Genomic DNA, 20,692 nt, shown 5'->3' on the forward strand with positions numbered 1-20,692 from the left:
CGCGGCTCACTCCCGTCCGATGAGCCCGTGCTCCCGGAGGTAGTCCAGCTGCGCCCGGACGGACAGTTCCGCCGCCGGCCACAGGGAGCGGTCGACGTCCGCGTAGACGTGGGCGACGACCTGGGACGGGCCCGTGCAGCCGTTCTCGACGGCCGTCTCGACCTGGGCGAGGCGGTGGGCGCGGTGGGCGAGGTAGAACTCGACGGCGCCCTGGGCGTCGTCCAGGACGGGCCCGTGCCCCGGCAGGACCGTGTGCACGCCGTCGTCGACCGTCAGGGACCTGAGGCGCCGCAGGGAGTCCAGGTAGTCGCCCAGCCGCCCGTCGGGGTGCGCCACGACCGTGGTGCCCCGGCCCAGGACCGTGTCGCCGGTCAGCACGGCCCGGTCGGCGGGCAGATGGAAGCAGAGCGAGTCGGCGGTGTGGCCGGGCGTCGGTACGACCCGCAGCTCCAGGCCGCCCGCGGTGATCACGTTCCCGGCGGCCAGGCCCTCGTCGCCGAGCCGCAGTGCCGGATCGAGCGCCCGTACCTTCGTGCCCGTCAGCTCCGCGAACCGTGGGGCGCCCTCGGCGTGGTCCGGGTGCCAGTGCGTCAGAAGGGTCAGGGCGATCCGTTTGCCGGCCTTCTCCGCCGTGTCGACGACGTTCCGCAGGTGTACGTCGTCCAGGGGCCCCGGATCGATCACCACCGCCAGTTCGGAGTCGGGCTCGGCCACGATCCAGGTGTTCGTGCCGTCCAGGGTCATCGCGGACGCGTTCGGGGCCAGGACGTTGACGGCACGCGGGGTGGCGGGTCCGGAGAGCACCCCTCCGCGTGGCTGCCCGGGGAGGGCTGCGGCGTCGGTCATGCGGAGGCTCCACCGATCGGGATGTGTTTGGTGAACTCGTCGTGGCCCGGCCAGCTGAGGACCACCTCGCCGTCCGCCAGCCGGGCCCGGGCCAGTACGGGTGTCATGTCCAGCCCGGGCGCAGCCGCGAGGGCCTCCGCGGCGGTCGCGTACGCGCCGATCCGGCGCAGGGTCGCGATGGTGGGCGGCATCATCAGGAGATCGCCGCTTTCGTAGCCGGCCATCGCGTCCGCGGGGCGGATCCAGACGGTGCGGTCGGCCTCCGTGGAGGCGTTGCGGGTGCGCTGGCCCTCCGGGAGGACGGCCACGAAGAACCAGGTGTCGTAGCGGCGGGGCTCGAACTCCGGGGTGATCCAGCGCGTCCAGGCACCCAGGAGGTCGGAGCGCAGGACGAGTCCCCTGCGGTCGAGGAACTCGGCGAAGGAGAGGTCACGGGCGACCAGGGCGGCCCGGTCGGCCTCCCAGTCGTCCCCGGTGGTGTCGCCGACCACGGTGTCCGGCGTCGGACCGGCGAGCAGGACGCCCGCCTCCTCGTACGTCTCGCGGACCGCCCCGCAGACGATCGCCTGGGCGGAGGTCTCGTCGACGCCGAGCCGGGACGCCCACCACGCGCGCGTGGGGCCCGCCCAACGGAGGTGGTGGTCGTCGTCCCTCGGGTCCACACCGCCGCCGGGATACGCGTACGCGCCTCCGGCGAAAGCCATGGAGGCGCGTCTGCGCAGCATGTGCACGGCGGGGCCGGAGTCGGTGTCCTTGAGCAGCATGACGGTGGCCGCCCGTCTGGGGGCGACCGGTGTGAGAGTGCCCTCCGCGAGTGCGCGGATCCTCTCGGGCCACTCCGGGGGGTACCACTGCCCGTTTGCCATGGGCGGAGGTTATCCCGGAGTGCGCTGATGTTCGAGAGGCGACAAGCGGTCCCCTGGAGAGCCCCCGCCTGCGCGTCGGCTCCTCGCAGAGGCGGGCGAAGGCATGCTCACGCCTCCGTGAGTTCCACCTGGATCTCGACCTCGACGGGCGCGTCGAGCGGCAGGACCGCCACGCCGACCGCGCTGCGCGCGTGCACACCCTTGTCGCCGAGGACCGCGCCGAGAAGTTCGCTCGCGCCGTTCAGGACGGCGGGCTGGCCGGTGAAGTCTGCGGCCGAGGCGACGAAACCGACGACCTTCACCACGCGCGCGATGCGGTCGAGGTCACCCGCGACCGACTTGACCGCCGCGAGGGCGTTCAGCGCGCAGGTGCGGGCCAGTTCCCTGGCCTCCTCCGGCGTGACCTCCGCGCCCACCTTGCCGGTGAGCGGAAGCTTGCCGTCCACCATCGGGAGCTGGCCGGCCGTGTACACGTACACGCCCGACTTCACCGCGGGCTGGTACGCGGCCAGCGGAGGCACGACGCCCGGCAGGGTCAGCCCCAGTTCGGCCAGCTTCGCCTCCACAGCGCTCACGCGGCCTTCTCCCGCTTCAGGTAGGCGACGAGCTGCTCGGGGTTGTTCGGCCCGGGCACGACCTGGACGAGTTCCCAGCCGTCCTCGCCCCAGGTGTCCAGAATCTGCTTCGTGGCGTGGACGAGCAGCGGCACAGTCGAGTATTCCCACTTGGTCATGAGAGCGACTGTATCCGCTGGCGCGGCACGCCCCTCGTGGACCTGCCTCTGTCCGTCGCTCCGGCCGTCGCTCCGGCCGATGACTGGGCGAGGCGCTCCCTGGGCACCCGTATGCGAAGCAGGGCCGACGGGTCAGTGGTCGCAGCCCAGGGGTTCACGGTCGCGGATGACCGCGGGTGATCGCGGGTGATCGCGGGTGATCGCGGGTGATCGCGGGTAATCGCGGACCTCGTAACCGCACCCACGGCCACCGCAACACTCAGTGAGGAATTAGGCTCGAAGACGTGAGCAGGCTTCAGGTCGTCAGCGGCAAGGGCGGTACCGGAAAGACCACGGTCGCCGCAGCACTCGCGCTCGCCCTCGCGACCGAGGGCAAACGCACCCTTCTGGTCGAGGTCGAGGCCAGACAGGGCATCGCGCAACTCTTCGAGACGGAGGCGCTGCCTTACGAGGAGCGGAAGATCGCCGTCGCTCCCGGTGGCGGGGAGGTGTACGCCCTTGCCATCGACCCCGAGCTGGCCCTTCTGGACTACCTCCAGATGTTCTACAAACTCGGTGGCGCAGGACGCGCCCTGAAGAAGCTGGGCGCCATCGACTTCGCGACCACCATCGCGCCCGGTCTCAGGGATGTGCTCCTCACGGGTAAGGCCTGTGAGGCCGTACGCCGAAAGGACAAGCGCGGGCGGTTCGCGTACGACTACGTCGTGATGGACGCCCCGCCGACCGGCCGGATCACCCGCTTCCTCAACGTGAACGACGAGGTGGCCGGGCTCGCCAAGATCGGTCCGGTACACAATCAGGCGCAGGCCGTCATGCGGGTGCTCAAGTCGCCCGAGACCGCCGTGCACCTGGTGACGCTCCTTGAGGAGATGCCCGTCCAGGAGACGGCCGACGGCATCGCGGAGCTGCGTGCCGCGCGGCTGCCGGTGGGGCGGATCATCGTGAACATGGTGCGGCCCGCGATCCTCGACGAGGCCGACCTGGAGTTCACCCGCAAGGCACCGCGTGCGGCCATCGCCAAGTCGCTGTCGGCCGCCGGCCTCGGCGGCGCACGCCGCGGCGGGGTCGCCGAGCGTCTGGTGGAGCCGCTGCTGAACCAGGCGGACGAGTACGCCGAGCGGTACGCGCTGGAGCGTGAGCAGCGGGCCGTCCTCCAGGACCTGGGCCTGCCCCTGCACGAACTCCCGCTGCTCGCCGAGGGAATGGACCTCGCGGGCCTGTACGAACTCGCCACGGAACTGCGTCAGCAAGGGATCTCATGAGCCAGGACCCGGCCCGCGCACACGACCCCGCCCACGCGCACGACGCCGCCGGCGCCGCCGCACGTCACCCCGTCGGCGCACACGACCCGGCCCGCGCGATCGACACCGCGTCCGCGGCCGTCCTCGGCGTCGACGCGCTGATCGACGACCCCGGGACCCGCATCGTGGTCTGCTGCGGTTCGGGCGGCGTCGGCAAGACCACCACCGCGGCGGCTCTGGGGCTGCGGGCCGCCGAACGCGGCCGCAAGGTGGTCGTCCTCACCATCGACCCGGCGCGCAGGCTCGCCCAGTCGATGGGCATCGACGCGCTCGACAACACCCCGCGCCGGGTGAAGGGCGTCGACGACTCCGCGAGCGGCGAACTGCACGCGATGATGCTCGACATGAAGCGCACCTTCGACGAGATCGTCGAGGCGCACGCGGACCGCGAGCGGGCGGCCACGATCCTGAACAACCCCTTCTACCAGTCACTCTCGGCGGGCTTCGCGGGCACGCAGGAGTACATGGCGATGGAGAAGCTGGGGCAGCTGCGGGCACGCGACGAGTGGGACCTCATCGTCGTCGACACCCCGCCCTCCCGCTCGGCTCTCGACTTCCTGGACGCCCCGAAGCGGCTCGGGTCGTTCCTGGACGGCAAGCTGATCCGGCTGCTGACCGCGCCGGCCAAGCTGGGCGGCCGGGCCGGGATGAAGTTCCTGAACGTCGGGATGTCGATGATGACCGGCACCATCGGCAAGCTGCTGGGCGGCCAGCTCCTCAAGGACGTGCAGACGTTCGTGGCCGCCATGGACACCACCTTCGGTGGTTTCCGTACCCGCGCGGACGCCACGTACAAGCTGCTCCAGGCGCCCGGCACGGCGTTCCTGGTCGTTGCGGCCCCCGAGCGGGACGCGCTGCGCGAGGCCGCGTACTTCGTGGAGCGGCTGGCCGCCGAGGACATGCCGCTCGCCGGTCTCGTGCTGAACCGGGTCCACGGCAGCGGCGCCACCCAGCTGTCTGCCGAGCGTGCGCTCGCCGCCGCGGAAAATCTTGCCGAGGCCCGCATTGTTGATCAGATGGGAGGGAAAGCTGGTCTTCGTAACTCTCCCGACACGTACGGCAGTTCAGAACCACCCGCTACCCAGACCACCGTTCCCGAGACTCCCGCATCCGACGCAGGCTCCCCCGCCGCGGACCGGACCAGCACAGACGGAGCCGGGACAGAAGACCTCACCGCCCACCCCACTGCCGAACGCACCGTCGAACGCACCGTCGAACAACTCACCGCAGGCCTGCTGAGGCTGCACGCCGAACGTATGCAGCTGCTCTCCCGCGAACAGCGCACACGTGATCGCTTCGCCGCGCTCCACCCCGAGGTGGACGTCGCCGAAGTGAGCGCGCTGCCCGGCGATGTGCACGACCTCGCTGGACTGCGGGACATCGGGCACCGGCTCGCGGCCAACGCCTCACCCGCCGGAGCTTCCCCGGCCGGAGCTTCCTGAGCCTCGCGTGACCGCGGGGCCCTGACCGCGTACACCGACCGCGTACACCGGCGTGCGCCGTGTACGTCGCTGTAAGTCGCCGTACGCCCTCGTACATCACGCGGTCACGTACGCCGTCGTACGTCGGGTAGGTACCTACGCCGTCGTACGTCGCGTACGCCGTCGCCTACGTTGTGTACGCCACCGTACGGAGATCACGTAGACGTCACTCGTACCTCCGAGTACGCCAGTTGCACCCCTGGCGCGTACGGAGCCGTGGTGGGCCCGTACGCGCACGGAAGCCTGATCGGCGGTCCATCGGCAGTCCGGTCAGTCGGTCGGCAGTCCAGTCAGCCCACCGCTGCGTAGTTCTCGTACACCTCTTCCTCGTCGAGAGGCAGGATTCCTGCCCCTCGCTCGTACTCGGTACGCGCGGTTTCAAGCAGCGTGCGCCAAGAGGTGACGGTTGGCCGCCTGCGCAGCAGTGCGCGGCGCTCCCGCTCCGTCATCCCTCCCCACACGCCGAACTCGACGCGGTTGTCCAGCGCGTCAGCCAGGCACTCCGTGCGCACCGGACATCCGGTGCACACCGCCTTGGCCCTGTTCTGCGCTGCTCCTTGAACGAACAGTTCATCCGGATCGGTAGTGCGGCAGGCCGCCTGCGCACTCCAGTCGGTAACCCAGCCCATACCGGCGCCGTCCTCTCCCGAATCGAGGCTCCCCCACGGCGGCAGCGGCATATTCACCGCCGCCAGTTGAGGACGTTACGGAAGGTGGGCACAGTCAACCAGCCCCTTCGGGCCCAATCTTGAATGGCCCGAATGGACTATGGGTACGCGACAGATCACCCAACGGAGTGACCCGACGGCATACGTGACCTTCCCGGCAAACCGGGGCAGTTGAGTACCGTCACAACGGACGCCAGGTGACACATGAGGCGTATTCGGGCACGTCCTCAACAAAAAAGTTGAGAGAAGACCGAGGCGATTCGGGGTCGCCGGACGTATTGATACGTAGCCCTACTGCTGTGACAGTTGAGAGCAGCTTAGGCCAATGCCTTTACGCGTGTCCGGCAAATGAGAACGTAGGCTGCCCTCATGCCAAACAAGCGCTCGGGCGGTGGTCTGTCTCCCACACAGCAGGCCGCCAAATTCCTCGGTGTCAGTGTGCTCGCGGGAGCCGTCATGGCCGGGATCGCCGTGCCGGCGTTCGGCGCACTCGGTCTCGCGGCCAAGGGTTCGGTCGAGGGATTCGACGAGATCCCCGCCAACCTGAAGCGGCCGCCGCTGAGCCAGCGCACCACGATCCTGGACAACCAGGGCGGCCAGATCGCCACGGTCTACTCACGTGACCGCACGGTGGTCGACCTCAAGGACATCTCGCCGTACATGCAGAAGGCGATCGTCGCGATCGAGGACGGACGCTTCTACCAGCACGGCGCGGTCGACCTCAAGGGCGTCCTGCGGGCCCTCAACAAGAACGCGCAGAGCGGCGGCGTCTCGGAGGGCGCCTCCACGCTCACGCAGCAGTACGTGAAGAACGTCTTCGTGGAGGAGGCCGGCGACGACGCGACCAAGGTCGCCCAGGCCACTCAGCAGACCCTCGGCCGGAAGATCCGCGAGCTGAAGTTCGCGATCCAGGTCGAGGAGGAGCTCGGCAAGAAGAAGATCCTCGAGAACTACCTGAACATCACGTTCTTCGGGCAGCAGGCCTACGGTGTGGAGGCCGCCGCCCAGCGCTACTTCTCCAAGTCGGCCAAGGACCTTGAGGTGCAGGAGGCCGCGCTCCTCGCCGGCATCGTCCAGTCGCCGAGCCGGTACGACCCGGTCAACGACGAGGCCGAGGCCGTGAAGCGGCGCAACGTGGTGCTGCAGCGCATGGCCGAGGTGCACGACATCTCGCGGGCGGAGGCCGCCGCGGCCAAGAAGACGCCGCTCGGCCTGAAGGTCAGCAAGCCGAACAACGGCTGCATCACGGCCGTCAAGGACGCCAGCTTCTTCTGCGCCTACGTGCGCAAGGTGTTCCAGAACGACCCGGTCTTCGGCAAGACCAAGAAGGCTCGGGCCAAGGTCTGGAACCAGGGTGGCCTGACGATCCGTACGACGCTCGACCCGCAGGCGCAGAAATCGGTCCAGACCTCGCTCAAGGACCACGTCAACCAGACGGACAAGGTCGCGGCGGCGTCGACGCTCGTCGAGCCCGGCTCCGGCAAGATCCTGGCGATGGGCCAGTCGAAGCCGTACGGCTACGGGAAGAACGAGACCGAGATCAACTACTCGGTCGACCAGAAGATGGGCGGTTCGAACTTCGGCTTCCCGACCGGTTCGACGTTCAAGCCGTTCCTGGCCGCGGCCGCCCTGGAGGGTGGCAAGCAGCCCACACAGGTCTACCCCGCGCCGTACCAGATGCCGTATCCCGCCAGCGTCCAGGCGTGCGACGGAAAGACCTGGCGCAACAGCGAGAACGCGAAGGTCGAGAACGAGGACGAGTCGGAGGTCGGCCCGTACCCGCTGAAGAAGGCCATGGCGCTGTCGGTCAACACCTACTTCGTGCAGATGCTCGAAGACATCGGCATGTGCCCGGTGGTGAAGATGACCGACAAGCTGGGCGTCGTGCAGGGCGACGGCACGAAGCTGCCCGAGCGGCCCGCGTCGATGACCCTCGGCTCCACCGGTATCTCGCCGCTGACCATGGCGAGCGCGTACGCCGCCTTCGCCAACCGGGGTGAGTACTGCACGCCGATCGCGATCGCGTCGATCAGCCAGCAGCTCGGCGGTGAGAAGAAGTCCCTGCAGGTTCCGAAGTCGGCGTGCTCGCGCGCGATGTCGGAGAACACCGCGGACACGGTCAACACGCTGCTCAGCGGCGTGGTCGACTCCGGTACGGGTCGGGAGGCCGGCCTCACCGACCGCGCCAACGCCGGTAAGACCGGTACGACGGACTTCCGCAAGAACGCCTGGTTCGTCGGCTACACACCGAACATGTCCGGCGCGGTCTGGGTCGGCAGCGCCACCCAGAAGGTCAAGATGGTCAACATCACGATCGGCGGGCAGTGGCACGAGAAGGTCTTCGGCGGCGCGGTGCCCGGACCGATCTGGAAGGACGCCATGAGCGGCGCCCTGTCGGGCAAGGAATCCCCGGGCTTCAACCTCGTCAACATCCCCGATCCCAAGGAAGACCGGGACAAGGGCCGTGGCGACGGGGACAACGGTGACAACGACAACGACGACGGCGACGGCGACAAGGGGAACAACCGGGGAAACAACAACGGGGGCGGGGACAACGGCGGTAACGGCCAGCCCGACTTCCCGGCGCCGACCATCTCGATCCCGGACGATTGGACGATCGGCGGGAACGAGGGCGACAACGGCGGCGGGAACGAGGGTGACAACGGCGGCGGGAACGGGAACGGCGGCGGCGGCAACTGGCCGTAGACCCGTCCCGTAGGCCGGCGGTCTGGTAACCCGCAGACCCGTAGACCCGTAGACCCGTCCAGTAGGCCTGCCCTTTGCATTGCCTGTACGCCGATGGGGGCGCCCCTTGTTCTGAGGGGCGCCCCCATCGGCGTACGGCTGCGGCCGGTTCGCTCCGGGCTCAGCCCGCGAGCAGCGTCTTGACCGCCGCGGCGACGCGGCCGCCGTCGGCCTGGCCGGCCACCTTCGGGTTCACGATCTTCATGACCTGCCCCATGGCACGGGGGCCCTCCGCGCCGGCCGCCTTCGCCTCGGCAACCGCCTGCGCGACGATCTGCTGGAGCTCGTCGTCGGAGAGCTGCTTCGGCAGGTAGCCGGCGAGGACCTCGCCCTCCGCCTTCTCCCGCTCGGCCGACTCGGCGCGGCCGCCCTGCGCGAAGGCCTCGGCCGCCTCGCGGCGCTTCTTCGCCTCCTTGGCGATCACCTTCTGCACCTCGTCGTCCGAGAGCTCGCGCTTCTCCGTACCCGCGACCTCTTCCTTCTGGATCGCGGCGAGGGTCAGCCGGAGCGTCGAGGAGCGGAGTCCGTCGCGCTCCTTGATCGCGGCGTTGAGGTCTGCCTGCAGCTTCGACTTGAGGGTGGTCATGAGGCGATTGTCGCAGGTGTGGTGCAGCGGCCGCCCATGGATTTAGGTCCTGTCGGTCCGGGGGATCCCGTGGGGCCGGGGGCGGTCGGCGTCTGACACGATGGGCGTATGCGCGCGCGATACGGAGTACCTCTGGGAATCGCGGCGGCTGGCGCCGCCGGTCTGCTCTACTCAGCGGGGTTCGAAGCCCGCTCCTTCCGTCTGCGACGAGTGACGATCCCGGTGCTGCCACCCGGAATGCGGCCGTTGCGTGTGCTCCAGGTGTCCGACATCCACATGGTGAGCGGTCAGCGCAAGAAGCAGCACTGGCTGCGCTCGCTGGCCGGGCTGCGCCCCGACTTCGTCATCAACACCGGGGACAACCTCTCCGACCCGGAGGGCGTACCGGAGGTCATGGACGCCCTCGGCCCTCTGATGGAGTTCCCCGGTGCGTACGTCTTCGGCTCGAACGACTACTACGGGCCCACGCTCCGCAACCCCGTCCGCTACTTGTTCGAGAAGACGCAGGGCCGGCACGGGCTGAACGGCAACGCGCCCGCCGTCAACGTCGTCCACAACCCGTGGGAGGCGCTGCGCGACGGGTTCGACTCCGCGGGCTGGCTGAACCTGACGAACGTCCGTGGCTCGCTGAAGATCGACGGCTTCGAGATCGAGCTGACCGGGCTCGACGACCCGCACGTCAAGCGCGACCGGTACGCGCGCGTGGCCGGCGGCCCGTCCGCCGCGGCCGACATCTCGCTGGGCATCGTGCACGCGCCGTACCTGCGTGCGCTGGACGCCTTCACCGCGGACGGCTACCCGTTGATCCTGGCGGGCCACACGCACGGCGGTCAGGTGTGCATCCCCTTCTACGGCGCCCTGGTCACCAACTGCGACCTGGACACCGACCGGGTGAAGGGCCTGTCCCAGCACACGGAGGCGGAGTCCGGGCGGACGGCGTACATGCACGTGTCGGCGGGCTGCGGGACGAGCAGGTACACACCCCTGCGGTTCGCGTGCCCCCCAGAGGCGACGTTGCTGACGCTGACGGCGCGAGCCGCCGCCTAGGACTCGCCTGGACTCGCCTAGAACCTGGCGCCCCCTGGCCGGCCACTCAGTGGGGTGCTCAGTCGGGTGCTCAGCGCGATGCTCGGTGGGGTGCTCAGTCGGGTGCTCAGTCGCGTGGGGCAGCCGAGTCGATGATCCGGTACCCCACGCCGGGCGTGGTGGTGATGACCGGAGGGTCGCCGAGTTTGCGGCGCAGGCGGCTGATGGTCACCGTGACCGTGTTGGTGAACGGGTCGGCGTGCTCGTCCCAGACCTGTTCGAGGAGTTCCTCCGCGCTGAGGAAGGCGGGGCTCGCGGTCAGGAGAGCTTCGAGTACCGCGAACTCCTTTACGGAGACTGCGAGTTGGCTGCCGTCGCGGCTGGCGGTGCGGCGCATCGGGTCGAGTTCGATGCCCGCCGTACGCAGCGTGCGGGACGGGGCGCTGGGGCGGCGGCGGGCCAGGGCACGGATGCGCAGGACGAGCTCGGGGAAGTGGAAGGGCTTGGCGAGGTAGTCGTCGGCGCCCAGGGTCAGCCCGCTGACGCGGTCGCCGGGCGAGTCGGCGGCGGTCAGCATCAGGACCATCACGCGGCCGTCCCGCTCAGTGATCATCTGGCAGAGGGTGTCGCCGTGGATGCCTGGCAGATCGCGGTCGAGCACGACGACGTCATACGCATTGACGTCCAGCTTGGCCGCGGCGTCGAGCCCGTCGTGGGCCACGTCCACGGCCATGCCCTGGTCGCGCAGCCCCTCGGCGACCACCTCGGCCAGGGGGCGGGCATCCTCGACCACCAGGACTCTCAACGCGGCACGTCCGTCCTGGTGTCGGGGGCGTCGGCCGCACTGTCGCCTTGGCCGGCGTGGGTGGTGGAGAGAGTGACGGGGCGGGTGATGGGGAGGGTGACGGTGACGCGCAGGCCGCCGTCGGGGCGGGCGCGCAGGTCCAGGGTACCGAGGTGGGCCTCGACGACGGCCGCGACGATGGAGAGGCCGAGGCCGCTCCCCTGGCCGGTGCCGGTCCGGTCGGCGCCGAGTCGGCGGAAGGGCCGCACGAGGTCTGCCACCCGCCGCTGGTCAAGGACCGGTCCACCGGACTCGACGACAAGGGACACCGCACCGGCGTCGAGGCCTGCGCCCCCGTCACGTCCGGCGTCTCCTTCGCGGCCTACATCTTCTTCACGTCCCACGTCTTCTTCGCGGCCTACGTCTTCTTCACGTCCTGCATGCGCTTCGTGTCCTGCGCCGCCGTCGCGTCCTGCGCCGCCGTCACGTTTTTCGCCGCCGCCGTGCCCCGCGCTTCCTTCGGCCAGCACCGCGACGCCGATCCAGCCCCCGGAGTCGTTGTGCGTGATCGCGTTGTCGATCACGTTGTCGGCCACGCGTCGCAGCAGGGTCCGGCTGCCCCACACCCACGCGGAGTCATCGATCATGTTCTCGCGCACCGTCAGACCCTTGGCCGCGATGTCCGCGGCCCGTCCGGCCAGGGCGGTCAGCACGAGCGGGCCGAGGACAAACCGCTCCGAGTCGGTGAACCCGCCGTGCCGGGTGCGCGCCAGGACGAGGAAACTCTCCAACAGCCGGTCCACCTGGTCGAGTCCGGTGCGCAGACGGCCGGCCAGGACGGCCGTAGTCTCGGGTACGGGGCCCGGTTTGGCGAGGGCCACGTCCAGGGAGGCCCGCATCGTGGTGAGCGGGGTACGCAGTTCGTGGGAGGCGTTGGCAACGAAGAGGCGCTGAGCGTCGAAGGAGCCCTCCAGGCGGCCGAGGAGGTCGTCGATGGTGTCGGCCAGGTCCTTCACCTCGTCGCCGGGGCCGCCTATCGCCAGGCGTTCGTGCAGGCTGTCGGCCGTGATCCGGCGGGTGGCCGCCGTCATCACCCGCAGCGGGCGCAGCACCCGGCCGGCGACGAACCAGCCGAGGCCGACCGAGATCACCGCCATGACGCCGAGCGCGATGGCGGACCCGGTCAGGATCTGCTGGGACTGGGTGGCGTGCGCCTGGGCCAGTTGCTGTTCCAGCTCGTCGATACGGCCCTGGGCCTGTGCCGCCGTGGCGGGCCGACCGGCGCCGTTGCCTGGCGCGGTCTGGCTGTCGCTTGATCCGCCGGATGCCACCACGGCGGTGATGGCGAGCAGTGCCGTTCCGGACAGCAGGAAGAGAGTGACGTACAAGGCGGTGAAACGGGCGCGGACGGTGAGGCGGGGGCGGACGGTGCCACGGCGCAGTCCGAGCCGGGTGGTCAGGGCCGTGAGCCGTCGGGGCGGAGCCCATTTCATCCGCCTGCTCCCTTCTCGCGACCTGCGCGACCTGAACCGGGGACGTCCCGGCCAAGGTGCCGTGCCCGGACCGAGGGTGCCGGGCCCAAGCCGGGCGGCGTACCCGGGCCAGGCAACGTACCTGGGCCCGGCGGCGTGACCAGGCTAGGCGGCGACGCCTAACAGCGAGATGACAGCGCCAGTTCGGCCCCTGTAACCCGCGTTGTCACAGGGTTCGGCCCATGAGTGATAAAAGCGCTGCCAACGGCGGCAGTTACGACAGTTGCGACAGCTACGGCGGTGACGGCAGCGACAGCGACAGCGGTGACGGCAGCGACGAAACGAAGGCGACCATCGAGGTCATCGGTTTACGCAAACGCTTCGGGCCGCAGCTGGCCCTGGACGGGATGACGTTCACCGTGCGCCCGGGGCGAGTGACCGCCTTCGTCGGCCCGAACGGCGCGGGAAAGTCCACGACGATGCGCGTCATCCTGGGCCTGGACTCGGCTGAGGAGGGAAAGGCGCTGGTCGGCGGGGTACCGTACCGCACCCTGCGTCGCCCGCTGCGGCATCTGGGGGCACTGCTCGACGCCTCCGCGCTGCAGCCAAGCCGCACCGCCCGTAACCACCTGCTGTGGCTGGCCCATTCGCAGGGCGTGTCGGCCCGGCGGGTGGACGAGGTCATCGAACAGACCGGCCTGGGCACGGCGGCCCGGCGCAAGGCGGGCGGATTCTCTCTGGGGATGCGTCAGCGCCTGGGAATCGCGGCGGCACTGCTCGGCGACCCGCCGGTGGTCATGCTGGACGAGCCGTTCAACGGCCTCGACCCCGACGGCATCGTATGGATGCGCGGCTTCCTGACGGCACTTGCCCGGCAGGGCCGCGCCGTCCTGGTCTCCAGTCACCTGATGGGCCAACTCGAAGACACCGCGGACCATCTCGTGGTGATCGGACGCGGCCGGGTCCTCGCTGACACCGGCGTGCGCGAGCTGCTCGCCGAGACGTCCGGCGGCCGGGTCACCCTGCGCACCTCCGCGCCCCCGCGCGCGGCCCAGGCCCTGGAAGCCGCGGGCGCCACCGTGCTCGCCACCGGCTCTGACACTCTCGGCGTCCTGGGCCTGCCCGACGAGGAGATCGTGGCCCTGCTCGCCCGTAACGGGGTGCCGTTCTCGCAGGTGTCCGCGCACCGCGCGACCCTCGAAGAGGCGTACATGGAGCTCACCCAGGACGCGGTGGAGTACCGGGGCATCCCTGAGGGGAAGGCCACGCGATGACGCCCACCCTCACCCCCCGCCCCCGTCCCCTCCCCCGTCCCTCGACCGCGCCACGCACCGAGCGGGGTGGCTTCGGCTTCCTCGAAACGCTGCACGCCGAGTGGACCAAGTTCCGTACGGTACGGGGCTGGGTCCTCGGCATGGCGGGGGCACTCCTCGTGACGATCGTGGTCGGCCTGCTCAGCACGGCCGCCCCCGCGGGCTCCGGCGGTGGCGCCCCGAACCCGAAGGGCTCCGGCGCCGCCACCTCGTACCCGAAAGGCCCCGGTGGCGAGGCCGTCAGCGACAGCTTCCACTTCGTCCACAAGACGCTCACCGGCGATGGCAGCCTCACCGTTTCCCTGCGCTCCCTGACCGGCTGGGCCGACACCGGAACCGGCGGCGAGCCGACCGGGGGCAAGTCGGCCGGAGGTAAACCGGAGGGAGGGGAGCCGGGCGGAGGCAAGCCCGCCGGAGGTAACCCGGCCGGCGGCACCGGCGCCCAGCCCTGGGCGAAGGCCGGGATCATCGTTAAAGAGAGCCTCACCCAGGGATCCCCGTACGCGGCGGTCATGGCCACCGGCAGGCATGGCGTGCGCATGCAGTACGACTACACCCACGACACGGCAGGCCCTTCCGGCAAGGTCGCCGAGGAGTCCCCGTACTGGCTGCGTTTGGTCCGCTCCGGCGACAGCCTCACCGGTTACACCTCCACCGACGGCTCCCGCTTCACGAAGATCGGCAGCACGAACCTGCCCGGACTTGCGCGCACCGTACGGGCCGGGCTCTTCGCCACGTCACCGGAGGCGAAGCAGGACACCGCGGCGGGCGTGGGCTTCGGTCCCGCCGTGGCCACCGGCGCCTTCAGCCGCCCCGGCCTCACGGGCAGCTGGTCCCACGGCAGGTGGAGCGGCACACAGGTGGGCGGCGACGCGGGTACCTCCGGCAGCTACACGAACACCGTCAAGGGCGGCTTCACCCGGACCGACGGCGGTGGGTTCACCGTGACCGGGGCCGGTGACATCGCGCCGGTCGTCGGCGGGCCCGTCATGGGCGCCGGCTTTTCCGTGGAGAACTTCCTCGTCGGCACATTCGCCGGGCTCATCGTGGTGATCGCCGTAGGCACGGTGTTCATCACCGGCGAGTACCGGCGAGGCCTGCTGCGCACGACCATGGCGGCGACTCCCCTGCGCGGCCGGGTACTGGGCGCCAAGGGCCTCGTGGCCGGGGGCGCCGCGTTCGGCATCGGCCTGGTCGCCGCCGCGATCACCGTCCCCATCGGGGAACGCAGCGCGCGCGGCAGAGGCTTCCACGTCTTTCCCGTCACGTCGGCGACCGAACTGCGCGTCGTCGTCGGCACCGGACTGCTCTGCGCGACGACCGCCGTGCTCGCCCTCGGCGTCGGCACCCTCCTGCGACGCAGCGCCACGGCGGTTGCCCTGGTCATCGCGTCGCTCGTGCTGCCTTTCCTGCTCGCCACCTCCGGCGTGCTGCCACCCGACGTCTCGGAGTGGCTGCTGCGGGTGACGCCGGCGGCGGGCTTCGCCATCCAGCAGACCCTGCCGCACTACGCACAGGTGCTCAGCGTGTACGAGCCGTCGACCGGCTACTACCCGCTGGCGCCGTGGGCCGGTTTCGCCGTGCTGTGCGGTTACGCCGCGCTCGCCTTCGGGCTGGCCGTGTTCCGGTTGCGCGGGAGGGACGTATGACTTCCCTGAGCGACACACGACTCGCAAGCACGGCGGACGGCAGCGACCGGTGGCCTGGGAACTTCGGCCGCGCCATGCGCGCGGAGTGGACGAAGCTGCGTACCGCGGGGGGAACGGGCAGGCTGCTCCTGCTTGCCGTCGCTCTGACCGTGGCCGTCGGCTGCGGCACCGCCAAGGCCGTGAAGTGCCCGGACACGGGGTGCGGTCAGGACGCCGTCAAACTCGCCCTGACCGGCGTCACCGTCGGGCAGGCGGTCGTCGCCGTCTTCGCGGTACTGGCCGTCAGCGGCGAGTACGGCACCGGGATGATCCGCACCACGCTCACGGCGGTGCCGAACCGAATCACCGTGCTCACCGCCAAGGCGACGGTCCTCACCGCGGTCCTCCTGGCCTCCGGGACGGCCGCCGTCCTGGCCTCTCTCCTTGCCGGCCGCTTCATCCTGCCCGGCAACGGATTCACCGCGGAGCACGGCTACGCCCCGCTGTCCCTGGCCGACGGCCCGACCCTGCGCGCGGCCGTCGGCTCGGTCCTCTACCTCGTCCTGATCGCCCTGCTCGGCCTCGGTGTGGCGACGGCGGTACGGGAGGCGGCGACAGCCATCGGGATCGTGCTCGGGCTGCTCTACCTCTTCCCGGTCGTCACCCAGGTGGTCAACAACCCGGAGTGGCAGCGCCACCTCCAGCAGATCGCGCCGATGACCGCCGGACTCGCGGTCCAGGCCACGGCCGGTCTACAAGAGTTACCCATCGGCCCATGGGCCGGCCTGGGTGTGCTCGCCGCATGGGCCGCGACCGCGTTGCTGGCCGGCGGCCTGCTGCTGCGGATCCGCGACGCGTAGCCGAACCGAACTGAACCGAACTGAACCGACCGGGCCGAACCGAACTGGCCGGGCCGACCGGGCCGACCGGGCCGACCACGAGCGTGTGAGCTTCGGTCCGGCAGCCAGCGCGCTGACTTCGGGCCGCCCGCGAGCACGTTGACGCCGACCCGGCAGCGAGCGCGTCGGCTTCGCTGGTCCGGCAGCGGGAGCTCCGCCCTTCCCGTCCGAGAGGCGACACCAGAGGCGAACCCAGAGACGACACCCATCCGGTTCAATCCATTTACCCCCATTTGCCGGATTCGCTTAGCGTGAGGACATGACCGCCCCCATACCTGCAGAGATCCCGGACATACCCAGGCTTCCCGGCATGGCCACCAGCGCCGCCGCTGCCGCCATCCCCGTCGTACCGGCGTACGCGGTGATCCCGCGCGTACGCCGCCCCCTGGTCGCCGCCCTTCGCCTCCTCGTCGCGCTCGCGGCAACCGCAGGCGTGACACTCGCTCTGCTCCTGGGCAGCCCGTCACGCGTCCTGAGCCACTTCACGATCCTGAGCAGCATCCTGGTGGCTGCGGTGTTCACCGTCTCGGCCCGCCGGGCCTGGACGGCACGCCACCCGCTGCGGCCGTCCATCACTGCCTGCACGCTGCTCTACACGGTCGGCGCAGGCCTGGTCTACCACCTGCTCCTGGCCGACAACGCGAGTACGTTCTCCATGACGGGCGGCGCCGAGACGCTCACCGGTTGGCACGCGCTCACGAACCAGCTGCTGCACACGGCGGTCCCCATCGCGGTGGGACTGGACTGGCTCCTGCTGACCCGCGCGGGAGCGTTGCGCCTCCACAGCGCGGCCACCTGGATGATCCTCCCCGTCGCCTACCTGACCTTCACCGTGACCCGAGGCCTACTCCTGCCCCCGGGCACGCCGAACCCCTACCCGTACCCCTTCCTCGACGTGTCCCAGCACGGCTTCGTCGAGGTCCTGGGCAACGTCACCATCCTCGGCGTCGCCTGCTACGCCCTGGCCGTCTTCATCGTCGTCGTGGACCACATCAGGCCCGGGTCACGACGTCACCGACCCCCCGAAAACCGGATTTCGTCTCCGGCCACCGGTGGGCTAAAGTAAACGACGTCGCCACGGCACCAACCACGAGAGTGGCCCGCGCCCAGCGACATCGGGGTGTAGCGCAGCTTGGCAGCGCGCTTCGTTCGGGACGAAGAGGTCGTGGGTTCAAATCCCGCCACCCCGACAGTGAAGTACCAAGTCAGGGGCCTGATCCGCGACGCGGATCAGGCCCCTGAGTGGTTGTGCGGACGTTTTGGGAGCCGTTTGGGAGCCAAGTTCGGAATTCGGCTCCCAAAGGAGAGCTGACGGAACACCTGAGGAGCCCGGCGCCTCCGAGCACGCCCAATCACGCTCAAGCCGCCAGTTCGTGTCCCGGGCCGGCTACCTCCGACGGGTCGAGAAGCCTGAAGTCGCAGTCTTCCGGGCGTCGCCCCAAGCGCTGGACCATCAGAGCGCCGAGCAGCGCGACCCCAGGGCCGCACACCGGCCCCGCGTCCGTACCGACGTAGAAGATGCCGTTCTCGTCTGGTTCCCGATCACCCCGATCGGCGTCGGCTGCCAGTGCGAGGGAGAAGCCGAGGAGATCGACACACAGGCCCACCGGCAGATCACCGCGAAGGAACACCAACGGGTGAGCCAGCCCTTCGCTGTCGTACCCGGCGGCGACAACAGCGCCCAGTCCGTCGGGCAAGGGATACATCTCCTCAGGGATGTACTCCACAATGCCCTTCAGGTGATCGGCGGTGATCTTCTTCAGTTCCTCCAGGACCTCGTCGTCGCTCCGCCATCCGTCCTTCGGCGCCCAGTTCCCATCCTCGTAGAGAGCCAAAACGTCGGCTGGCACGTCCGGCGGGTCCTCCAGCTTCAAGTCCGAGGAGTCATCTGGTTCTTTCACCACCACGCGTTGCCCACCTGGCTCCGGCCAGAGAGTCAGGAGGGAGGCGGGCCGGTGAATGTAACGAGCAAGCAGCGACCGAATACTGAACGCCGTTTCCTGCTCACTCAAACCGGGACGCAAAAGCATGCAGAACCGCCCCGAGATGACGGCCAGTGCCGCCTGCATACCTTGCTGTCCCAGATCGATCTCCACTGCCCGCGCGTTCATCGTGCCCATCAACACGGGCAACTCCAATGCCCAGGCGTCGTGCGCCCTCATGCACCCGCGCATCTTGTCCTCACCGCGACCGTCCCCGGGCACGAACCCCGGTTTTAGCTCCTGCATGGCACTCCCTTCCACTGCTTCGCCTGGACACCAGTTTTGGCCCGCTTACAGGCCATGCAGGCGTAAAGTCATGAAATGCCGCTTCGTGCGGGTCAGCCCAGTCATGCTGACCGGCGTCGACCCATGGTTGGCCTATGAAGGAGTAATCCCATACGGGTTGTGGCGAGGTGAGGACAGACGGTACGACCGTCGTCATGCACCCTTGGTCTCCCTTGAACGACCGCCAGCTCGCGCTCCTCACCCGTATCGGCCAGGACACAGAGCCCATCACCTCGGGCAGCCCTGAGCTCGCCGTCACAGCCCGCGCTCTCAGAGACCACGGGTTGGTCACCATGCCGAGGCGGGGTGGCGAGTGGAAGGCGGAGATCACTGACGCTGGGCGTTTCTACCTGGAGCACGGGCACCATCCCAACCGCCCAGAGCCTCTTCCACGCAAACCTCGTTCGGCGGCCCCTGGAACCACGGCGCCAGCTACCCGTCGCAGCGAGCAGGACGCTGCTGCTCCCCCACCCAGGACGAACCCAGCTTCACAGCGTGCCGTCAAACCTCCACGGAAGTCGCCGGCGGAAGTCGGTGCCGCTTTGATCACGGAGGTACAGCAGGCTGGACGGTTCCTCCGGATCCCGAACCCCAACGACGAGGAGCGGGCCCGCTACCGCAGGGCATTCGACGCAGCCCGGCAGTGCGCCCCCGAGGGATACAGCCTGAAGTACAGCGGGCGGGCGAAGGGGGACTTCTTCCTCGGCCTGCTCAGGGTGACCGGCGAGGACGAGACCGAGTGGAACCGGATCAGGCTGGCGCGCAGCCGTGTGATCACCGATGTCGAGGACGTGATCGCCGCAGTCACTGCGGACCACAGCGCCTTCGAGATCTCGGAGGACATCCTCCCCCGGGTGCTCTCGCTGCTCCGACTCCTTGCTGAGCAAACCCTCGCACGCCACGGCGAGATCGCGGTGTCGAAGAAGCGCAGGCAACCGAGGCCACTGCTCACCGTCCACGGCAGGACATACGAGGTCAGCTTCCGCGAGGGGCAGAAGCAGGTCCGGTACGTCCCCAAGCAGCCGGGCCGCCGTACGTACGACTGGCAACGTGTCACCCCGGCCCAGAAGTCCGAGCCGTCCGGTGAACTGGAACTGCTGGTCAGCCAGCACTCGGGTTCCAGCTACAGCTACGGCTGGAAGAAGGAGTGGGCCGACACGGCCAAGAAGCCATTGGAGGAGCAGATCGGTTCAGTCCTCCGGGCATTGAAGGCTCGCGCGGAGGAAGAGGAGCGGGCTCGGCTGGAACGTGAGGCGGAGCAACAGCGCCTGCGAGAGGAGCGGGAGCGGCAGGAGGCTGAGCGCAGGCGCCAGGAAACGGAGCGGGAGGAGCGCGAGCGGCGGGAGTGGGAGGCCGCCGTCAGCGGGGCTTCGATCAAGGCGGTTCACGCGGTACGGGCCGAGCATTTCGGCACGGCCCTTGAGAGGTGGCAGGCTGCCGGGGAGATCCGGACGTTCTGCGCCGCTCTGGATGAAGCCGCCGCCGCGTCGGAGGACGCCCTCGAAGCCGAGAGACTGCGAGAGTGGTCGGCTTGGGGCAGGGCGGAGGCCGACCGGCTCGACCCCACACTTGGCGGCAAGGGCCTGGCTTCCCTCAACTTCCACGCGGAGCCGACGGGAGATCAACTGCGGCCGTTCCTCGACGGCTGGCACCCACACCGGCCAGAGAAGGAAAAGAAGCCCGCTGCACAGCCAGCACCGCCCAAGGCGGAGCCAGATCCGGGGCGCGGTCTCATCGACGCACGTCAGGATCAAGGCTGGAGATTTGGACGCCCAGGTCGCGCTCAATGGTGGAGGCGATGACGGCGTGGCCGCGGTCGCCTAGTAGGGCTTGGTCAGGTTGGTTGTGGTGGTGCGTGTCCTTGGGGCCCGGTGTGGCGTTGAGAGGGTGTGACTCCGGACGAGATTGCTGTGGTGCGTGGTGAGTTGGAGGCGTTCGCGGCGGAGGTGTTCGAGCCGTTCGCGCGCAAGGATCAGCGCCGGTGGGGGCAGGTGTATCTGCGCGGGCTGTTGATCGACGGGCAGCGTAAGTCGGTCGAGCCGATGGCCGCCCGGCTCGGGGAGGACGGGAACCGGCA

The 20,692-nt window shown here is 69.6% G+C and carries 18 protein-coding genes, 1 tRNA gene and 1 pseudogene; 10 read left to right on the forward strand and 10 right to left on the reverse strand.

Annotated features, from left to right (window positions below):
- Positions 1-6: 6 nt before the first annotated feature.
- The 4 genes from AB0D14_RS27795 to AB0D14_RS27810 all read right to left on the reverse strand — a co-directional run bounded on the left by AB0D14_RS27795 (position 7) and on the right by AB0D14_RS27810 (position 2,445).
- Complete coding sequence (locus AB0D14_RS27795; RefSeq protein WP_362784190.1) at positions 7-846, reverse strand: MBL fold metallo-hydrolase; 840 nt, start codon at positions 844-846, stop codon at positions 7-9.
- Complete coding sequence (locus tag AB0D14_RS27800; RefSeq protein ID WP_362784193.1) at positions 843-1,712, reverse strand: NUDIX hydrolase; 870 nt, start codon at positions 1,710-1,712, stop codon at positions 843-845. Before AB0D14_RS27800 ends, AB0D14_RS27795 begins: the two co-directional genes overlap by 4 nt.
- A gap of 107 nt (positions 1,713-1,819) precedes the next feature.
- Positions 1,820-2,287 carry a RidA family protein gene (locus tag AB0D14_RS27805; protein WP_362784196.1) on the reverse strand — a complete coding sequence of 156 codons (468 nt, stop codon included), beginning with the start codon at positions 2,285-2,287 and terminating at the stop codon, positions 1,820-1,822.
- Positions 2,284-2,445, reverse strand: a complete 162-nt coding sequence (locus AB0D14_RS27810; RefSeq protein ID WP_107099910.1) for a DUF4177 domain-containing protein — start codon at positions 2,443-2,445, stop codon at positions 2,284-2,286. The genes AB0D14_RS27805 and AB0D14_RS27810 overlap by 4 nt, the downstream gene beginning before the upstream one ends.
- Positions 2,446-2,729: 284 nt before the next feature.
- Between AB0D14_RS27810 and AB0D14_RS27815 the strand changes: the two genes are divergently transcribed.
- Together AB0D14_RS27815 and AB0D14_RS27820 are read left to right on the forward strand one after the other, a co-directional pair.
- Complete coding sequence (locus AB0D14_RS27815; protein WP_362784199.1) at positions 2,730-3,707, forward strand: ArsA-related P-loop ATPase; 978 nt, start codon at positions 2,730-2,732, stop codon at positions 3,705-3,707.
- The gene (locus AB0D14_RS27820) at positions 3,704-5,188 is read left to right on the forward strand and encodes an ArsA family ATPase (protein WP_362784202.1); all 1,485 of its coding nucleotides are present in this window, start codon (positions 3,704-3,706) and stop codon (positions 5,186-5,188) included. Before AB0D14_RS27815 ends, AB0D14_RS27820 begins: the two co-directional genes overlap by 4 nt.
- Positions 5,189-5,517: 329 nt before the next feature.
- Here AB0D14_RS27820 and wblA read toward each other — a convergent pair whose 3' ends face one another.
- A complete protein-coding gene (gene wblA, locus AB0D14_RS27825) occupies positions 5,518-5,856 on the reverse strand; it encodes a transcriptional regulator WblA (protein ID WP_362784238.1) in 339 nt (112 codons plus the stop codon).
- A gap of 408 nt (positions 5,857-6,264) precedes the next feature.
- Here wblA and AB0D14_RS27830 point away from each other — a divergent pair, with 408 nt between their 5' ends.
- Positions 6,265-8,601 (forward strand): transglycosylase domain-containing protein, encoded by a 2,337-nt coding sequence (locus AB0D14_RS27830; RefSeq protein ID WP_362784205.1) that lies wholly within the window; start codon positions 6,265-6,267, stop codon positions 8,599-8,601.
- Between the two features lie 160 nt (positions 8,602-8,761).
- Here the strand turns inward: AB0D14_RS27830 and AB0D14_RS27835 are convergent, their stop codons facing one another.
- Entirely contained in the window at positions 8,762-9,226 is a 465-nt protein-coding gene (locus AB0D14_RS27835) for a GatB/YqeY domain-containing protein (RefSeq protein WP_362784208.1), read from the reverse strand.
- Between the two features lie 108 nt (positions 9,227-9,334).
- Between AB0D14_RS27835 and AB0D14_RS27840 the strand changes: the two genes are divergently transcribed.
- The gene (locus AB0D14_RS27840) at positions 9,335-10,273 is read left to right on the forward strand and encodes a metallophosphoesterase (protein WP_362784210.1); all 939 of its coding nucleotides are present in this window, start codon (positions 9,335-9,337) and stop codon (positions 10,271-10,273) included.
- Positions 10,274-10,379: 106 nt separating this feature from the next.
- On the opposite strand, the gene AB0D14_RS27845 is transcribed toward AB0D14_RS27840, so the two are convergent.
- Positions 10,380-11,057 carry a response regulator transcription factor gene (locus tag AB0D14_RS27845; protein ID WP_362784213.1) on the reverse strand — a complete coding sequence of 226 codons (678 nt, stop codon included), beginning with the start codon at positions 11,055-11,057 and terminating at the stop codon, positions 10,380-10,382.
- Positions 11,054-12,529 (reverse strand): HAMP domain-containing sensor histidine kinase, encoded by a 1,476-nt coding sequence (locus AB0D14_RS27850; protein ID WP_362784216.1) that lies wholly within the window; start codon positions 12,527-12,529, stop codon positions 11,054-11,056. Before AB0D14_RS27850 ends, AB0D14_RS27845 begins: the two co-directional genes overlap by 4 nt.
- Positions 12,530-12,750: 221 nt before the next feature.
- Here AB0D14_RS27850 and AB0D14_RS27855 point away from each other — a divergent pair, with 221 nt between their 5' ends.
- From AB0D14_RS27855 to AB0D14_RS27875, 5 genes are all read left to right on the forward strand, one after another.
- A complete protein-coding gene (locus AB0D14_RS27855; protein ID WP_362784218.1) occupies positions 12,751-13,782 on the forward strand; it encodes an ATP-binding cassette domain-containing protein in 1,032 nt (343 codons plus the stop codon).
- Complete coding sequence (locus AB0D14_RS27860) at positions 13,779-15,470, forward strand: ABC transporter permease subunit (RefSeq protein WP_362784221.1); 1,692 nt, start codon at positions 13,779-13,781, stop codon at positions 15,468-15,470. Before AB0D14_RS27855 ends, AB0D14_RS27860 begins: the two co-directional genes overlap by 4 nt.
- A complete protein-coding gene (locus AB0D14_RS27865; protein ID WP_362784223.1) occupies positions 15,467-16,309 on the forward strand; it encodes an ABC transporter permease in 843 nt (280 codons plus the stop codon). The genes AB0D14_RS27860 and AB0D14_RS27865 overlap by 4 nt, the downstream gene beginning before the upstream one ends.
- 298 nt (positions 16,310-16,607) lie before the next feature.
- The gene (locus AB0D14_RS27870) at positions 16,608-17,414 is read left to right on the forward strand and encodes a Pr6Pr family membrane protein (protein ID WP_362784225.1); all 807 of its coding nucleotides are present in this window, start codon (positions 16,608-16,610) and stop codon (positions 17,412-17,414) included.
- A gap of 50 nt (positions 17,415-17,464) precedes the next feature.
- Positions 17,465-17,538, forward strand: a tRNA-Pro gene (locus AB0D14_RS27875).
- 168 nt (positions 17,539-17,706) lie between these two features.
- Here the strand turns inward: AB0D14_RS27875 and AB0D14_RS27880 are convergent.
- On the reverse strand, positions 17,707-18,576 hold the full coding sequence (locus AB0D14_RS27880) for a hypothetical protein (RefSeq protein ID WP_362784227.1): 870 nt from the start codon (positions 18,574-18,576) through the stop codon (positions 17,707-17,709).
- Between the two features lie 1,770 nt (positions 18,577-20,346).
- Positions 20,347-20,439: pseudogene (locus tag AB0D14_RS27885) on the reverse strand (PE-PGRS family protein); the annotation flags it as partial.
- Between the two features lie 89 nt (positions 20,440-20,528).
- Here AB0D14_RS27885 and AB0D14_RS27890 point away from each other — a divergent pair.
- Positions 20,529-20,692, forward strand: a 164-nt coding sequence (locus AB0D14_RS27890; RefSeq protein WP_362784241.1) for a transposase, incomplete at its 3' end; no start/stop codon positions are given.

The sequence above is a fragment of the Streptomyces sp. NPDC048484 genome (assembly GCF_040651415.1).
Lineage (GTDB): Bacteria > Actinomycetota > Actinomycetes > Streptomycetales > Streptomycetaceae > Streptomyces.

Excerpts from the sequence above, each read along its gene's own strand:
- AB0D14_RS27795 (WP_362784190.1), bottom strand. The coding sequence starts at position 846 with ATGACCGACGCCGCAGCCCTCCCCGGGCAGCCACGCGGAGGGGTGCTC.
- AB0D14_RS27800 (WP_362784193.1), bottom strand. The coding sequence starts at position 1,712 with ATGGCAAACGGGCAGTGGTACCCCCCGGAGTGGCCCGAGAGGATCCGC.
- AB0D14_RS27810 (WP_107099910.1), bottom strand. The coding sequence starts at position 2,445 with ATGACCAAGTGGGAATACTCGACTGTGCCGCTGCTCGTCCACGCCACG.
- AB0D14_RS27820 (WP_362784202.1), top strand. The coding sequence starts at position 3,704 with ATGAGCCAGGACCCGGCCCGCGCACACGACCCCGCCCACGCGCACGAC.
- wblA (WP_362784238.1), bottom strand. The coding sequence starts at position 5,856 with ATGGGCTGGGTTACCGACTGGAGTGCGCAGGCGGCCTGCCGCACTACC.
- AB0D14_RS27830 (WP_362784205.1), top strand. The coding sequence starts at position 6,265 with ATGCCAAACAAGCGCTCGGGCGGTGGTCTGTCTCCCACACAGCAGGCC.
- AB0D14_RS27835 (WP_362784208.1), bottom strand. The coding sequence starts at position 9,226 with ATGACCACCCTCAAGTCGAAGCTGCAGGCAGACCTCAACGCCGCGATC.
- AB0D14_RS27840 (WP_362784210.1), top strand. The coding sequence starts at position 9,335 with ATGCGCGCGCGATACGGAGTACCTCTGGGAATCGCGGCGGCTGGCGCC.
- AB0D14_RS27850 (WP_362784216.1), bottom strand. The coding sequence starts at position 12,529 with ATGAAATGGGCTCCGCCCCGACGGCTCACGGCCCTGACCACCCGGCTC.
- AB0D14_RS27855 (WP_362784218.1), top strand. The coding sequence starts at position 12,751 with ATGAGTGATAAAAGCGCTGCCAACGGCGGCAGTTACGACAGTTGCGAC.
- AB0D14_RS27860 (WP_362784221.1), top strand. The coding sequence starts at position 13,779 with ATGACGCCCACCCTCACCCCCCGCCCCCGTCCCCTCCCCCGTCCCTCG.
- AB0D14_RS27865 (WP_362784223.1), top strand. The coding sequence starts at position 15,467 with ATGACTTCCCTGAGCGACACACGACTCGCAAGCACGGCGGACGGCAGC.
- AB0D14_RS27870 (WP_362784225.1), top strand. The coding sequence starts at position 16,608 with ATGACCGCCCCCATACCTGCAGAGATCCCGGACATACCCAGGCTTCCC.
- AB0D14_RS27880 (WP_362784227.1), bottom strand. The coding sequence starts at position 18,576 with ATGCAGGAGCTAAAACCGGGGTTCGTGCCCGGGGACGGTCGCGGTGAG.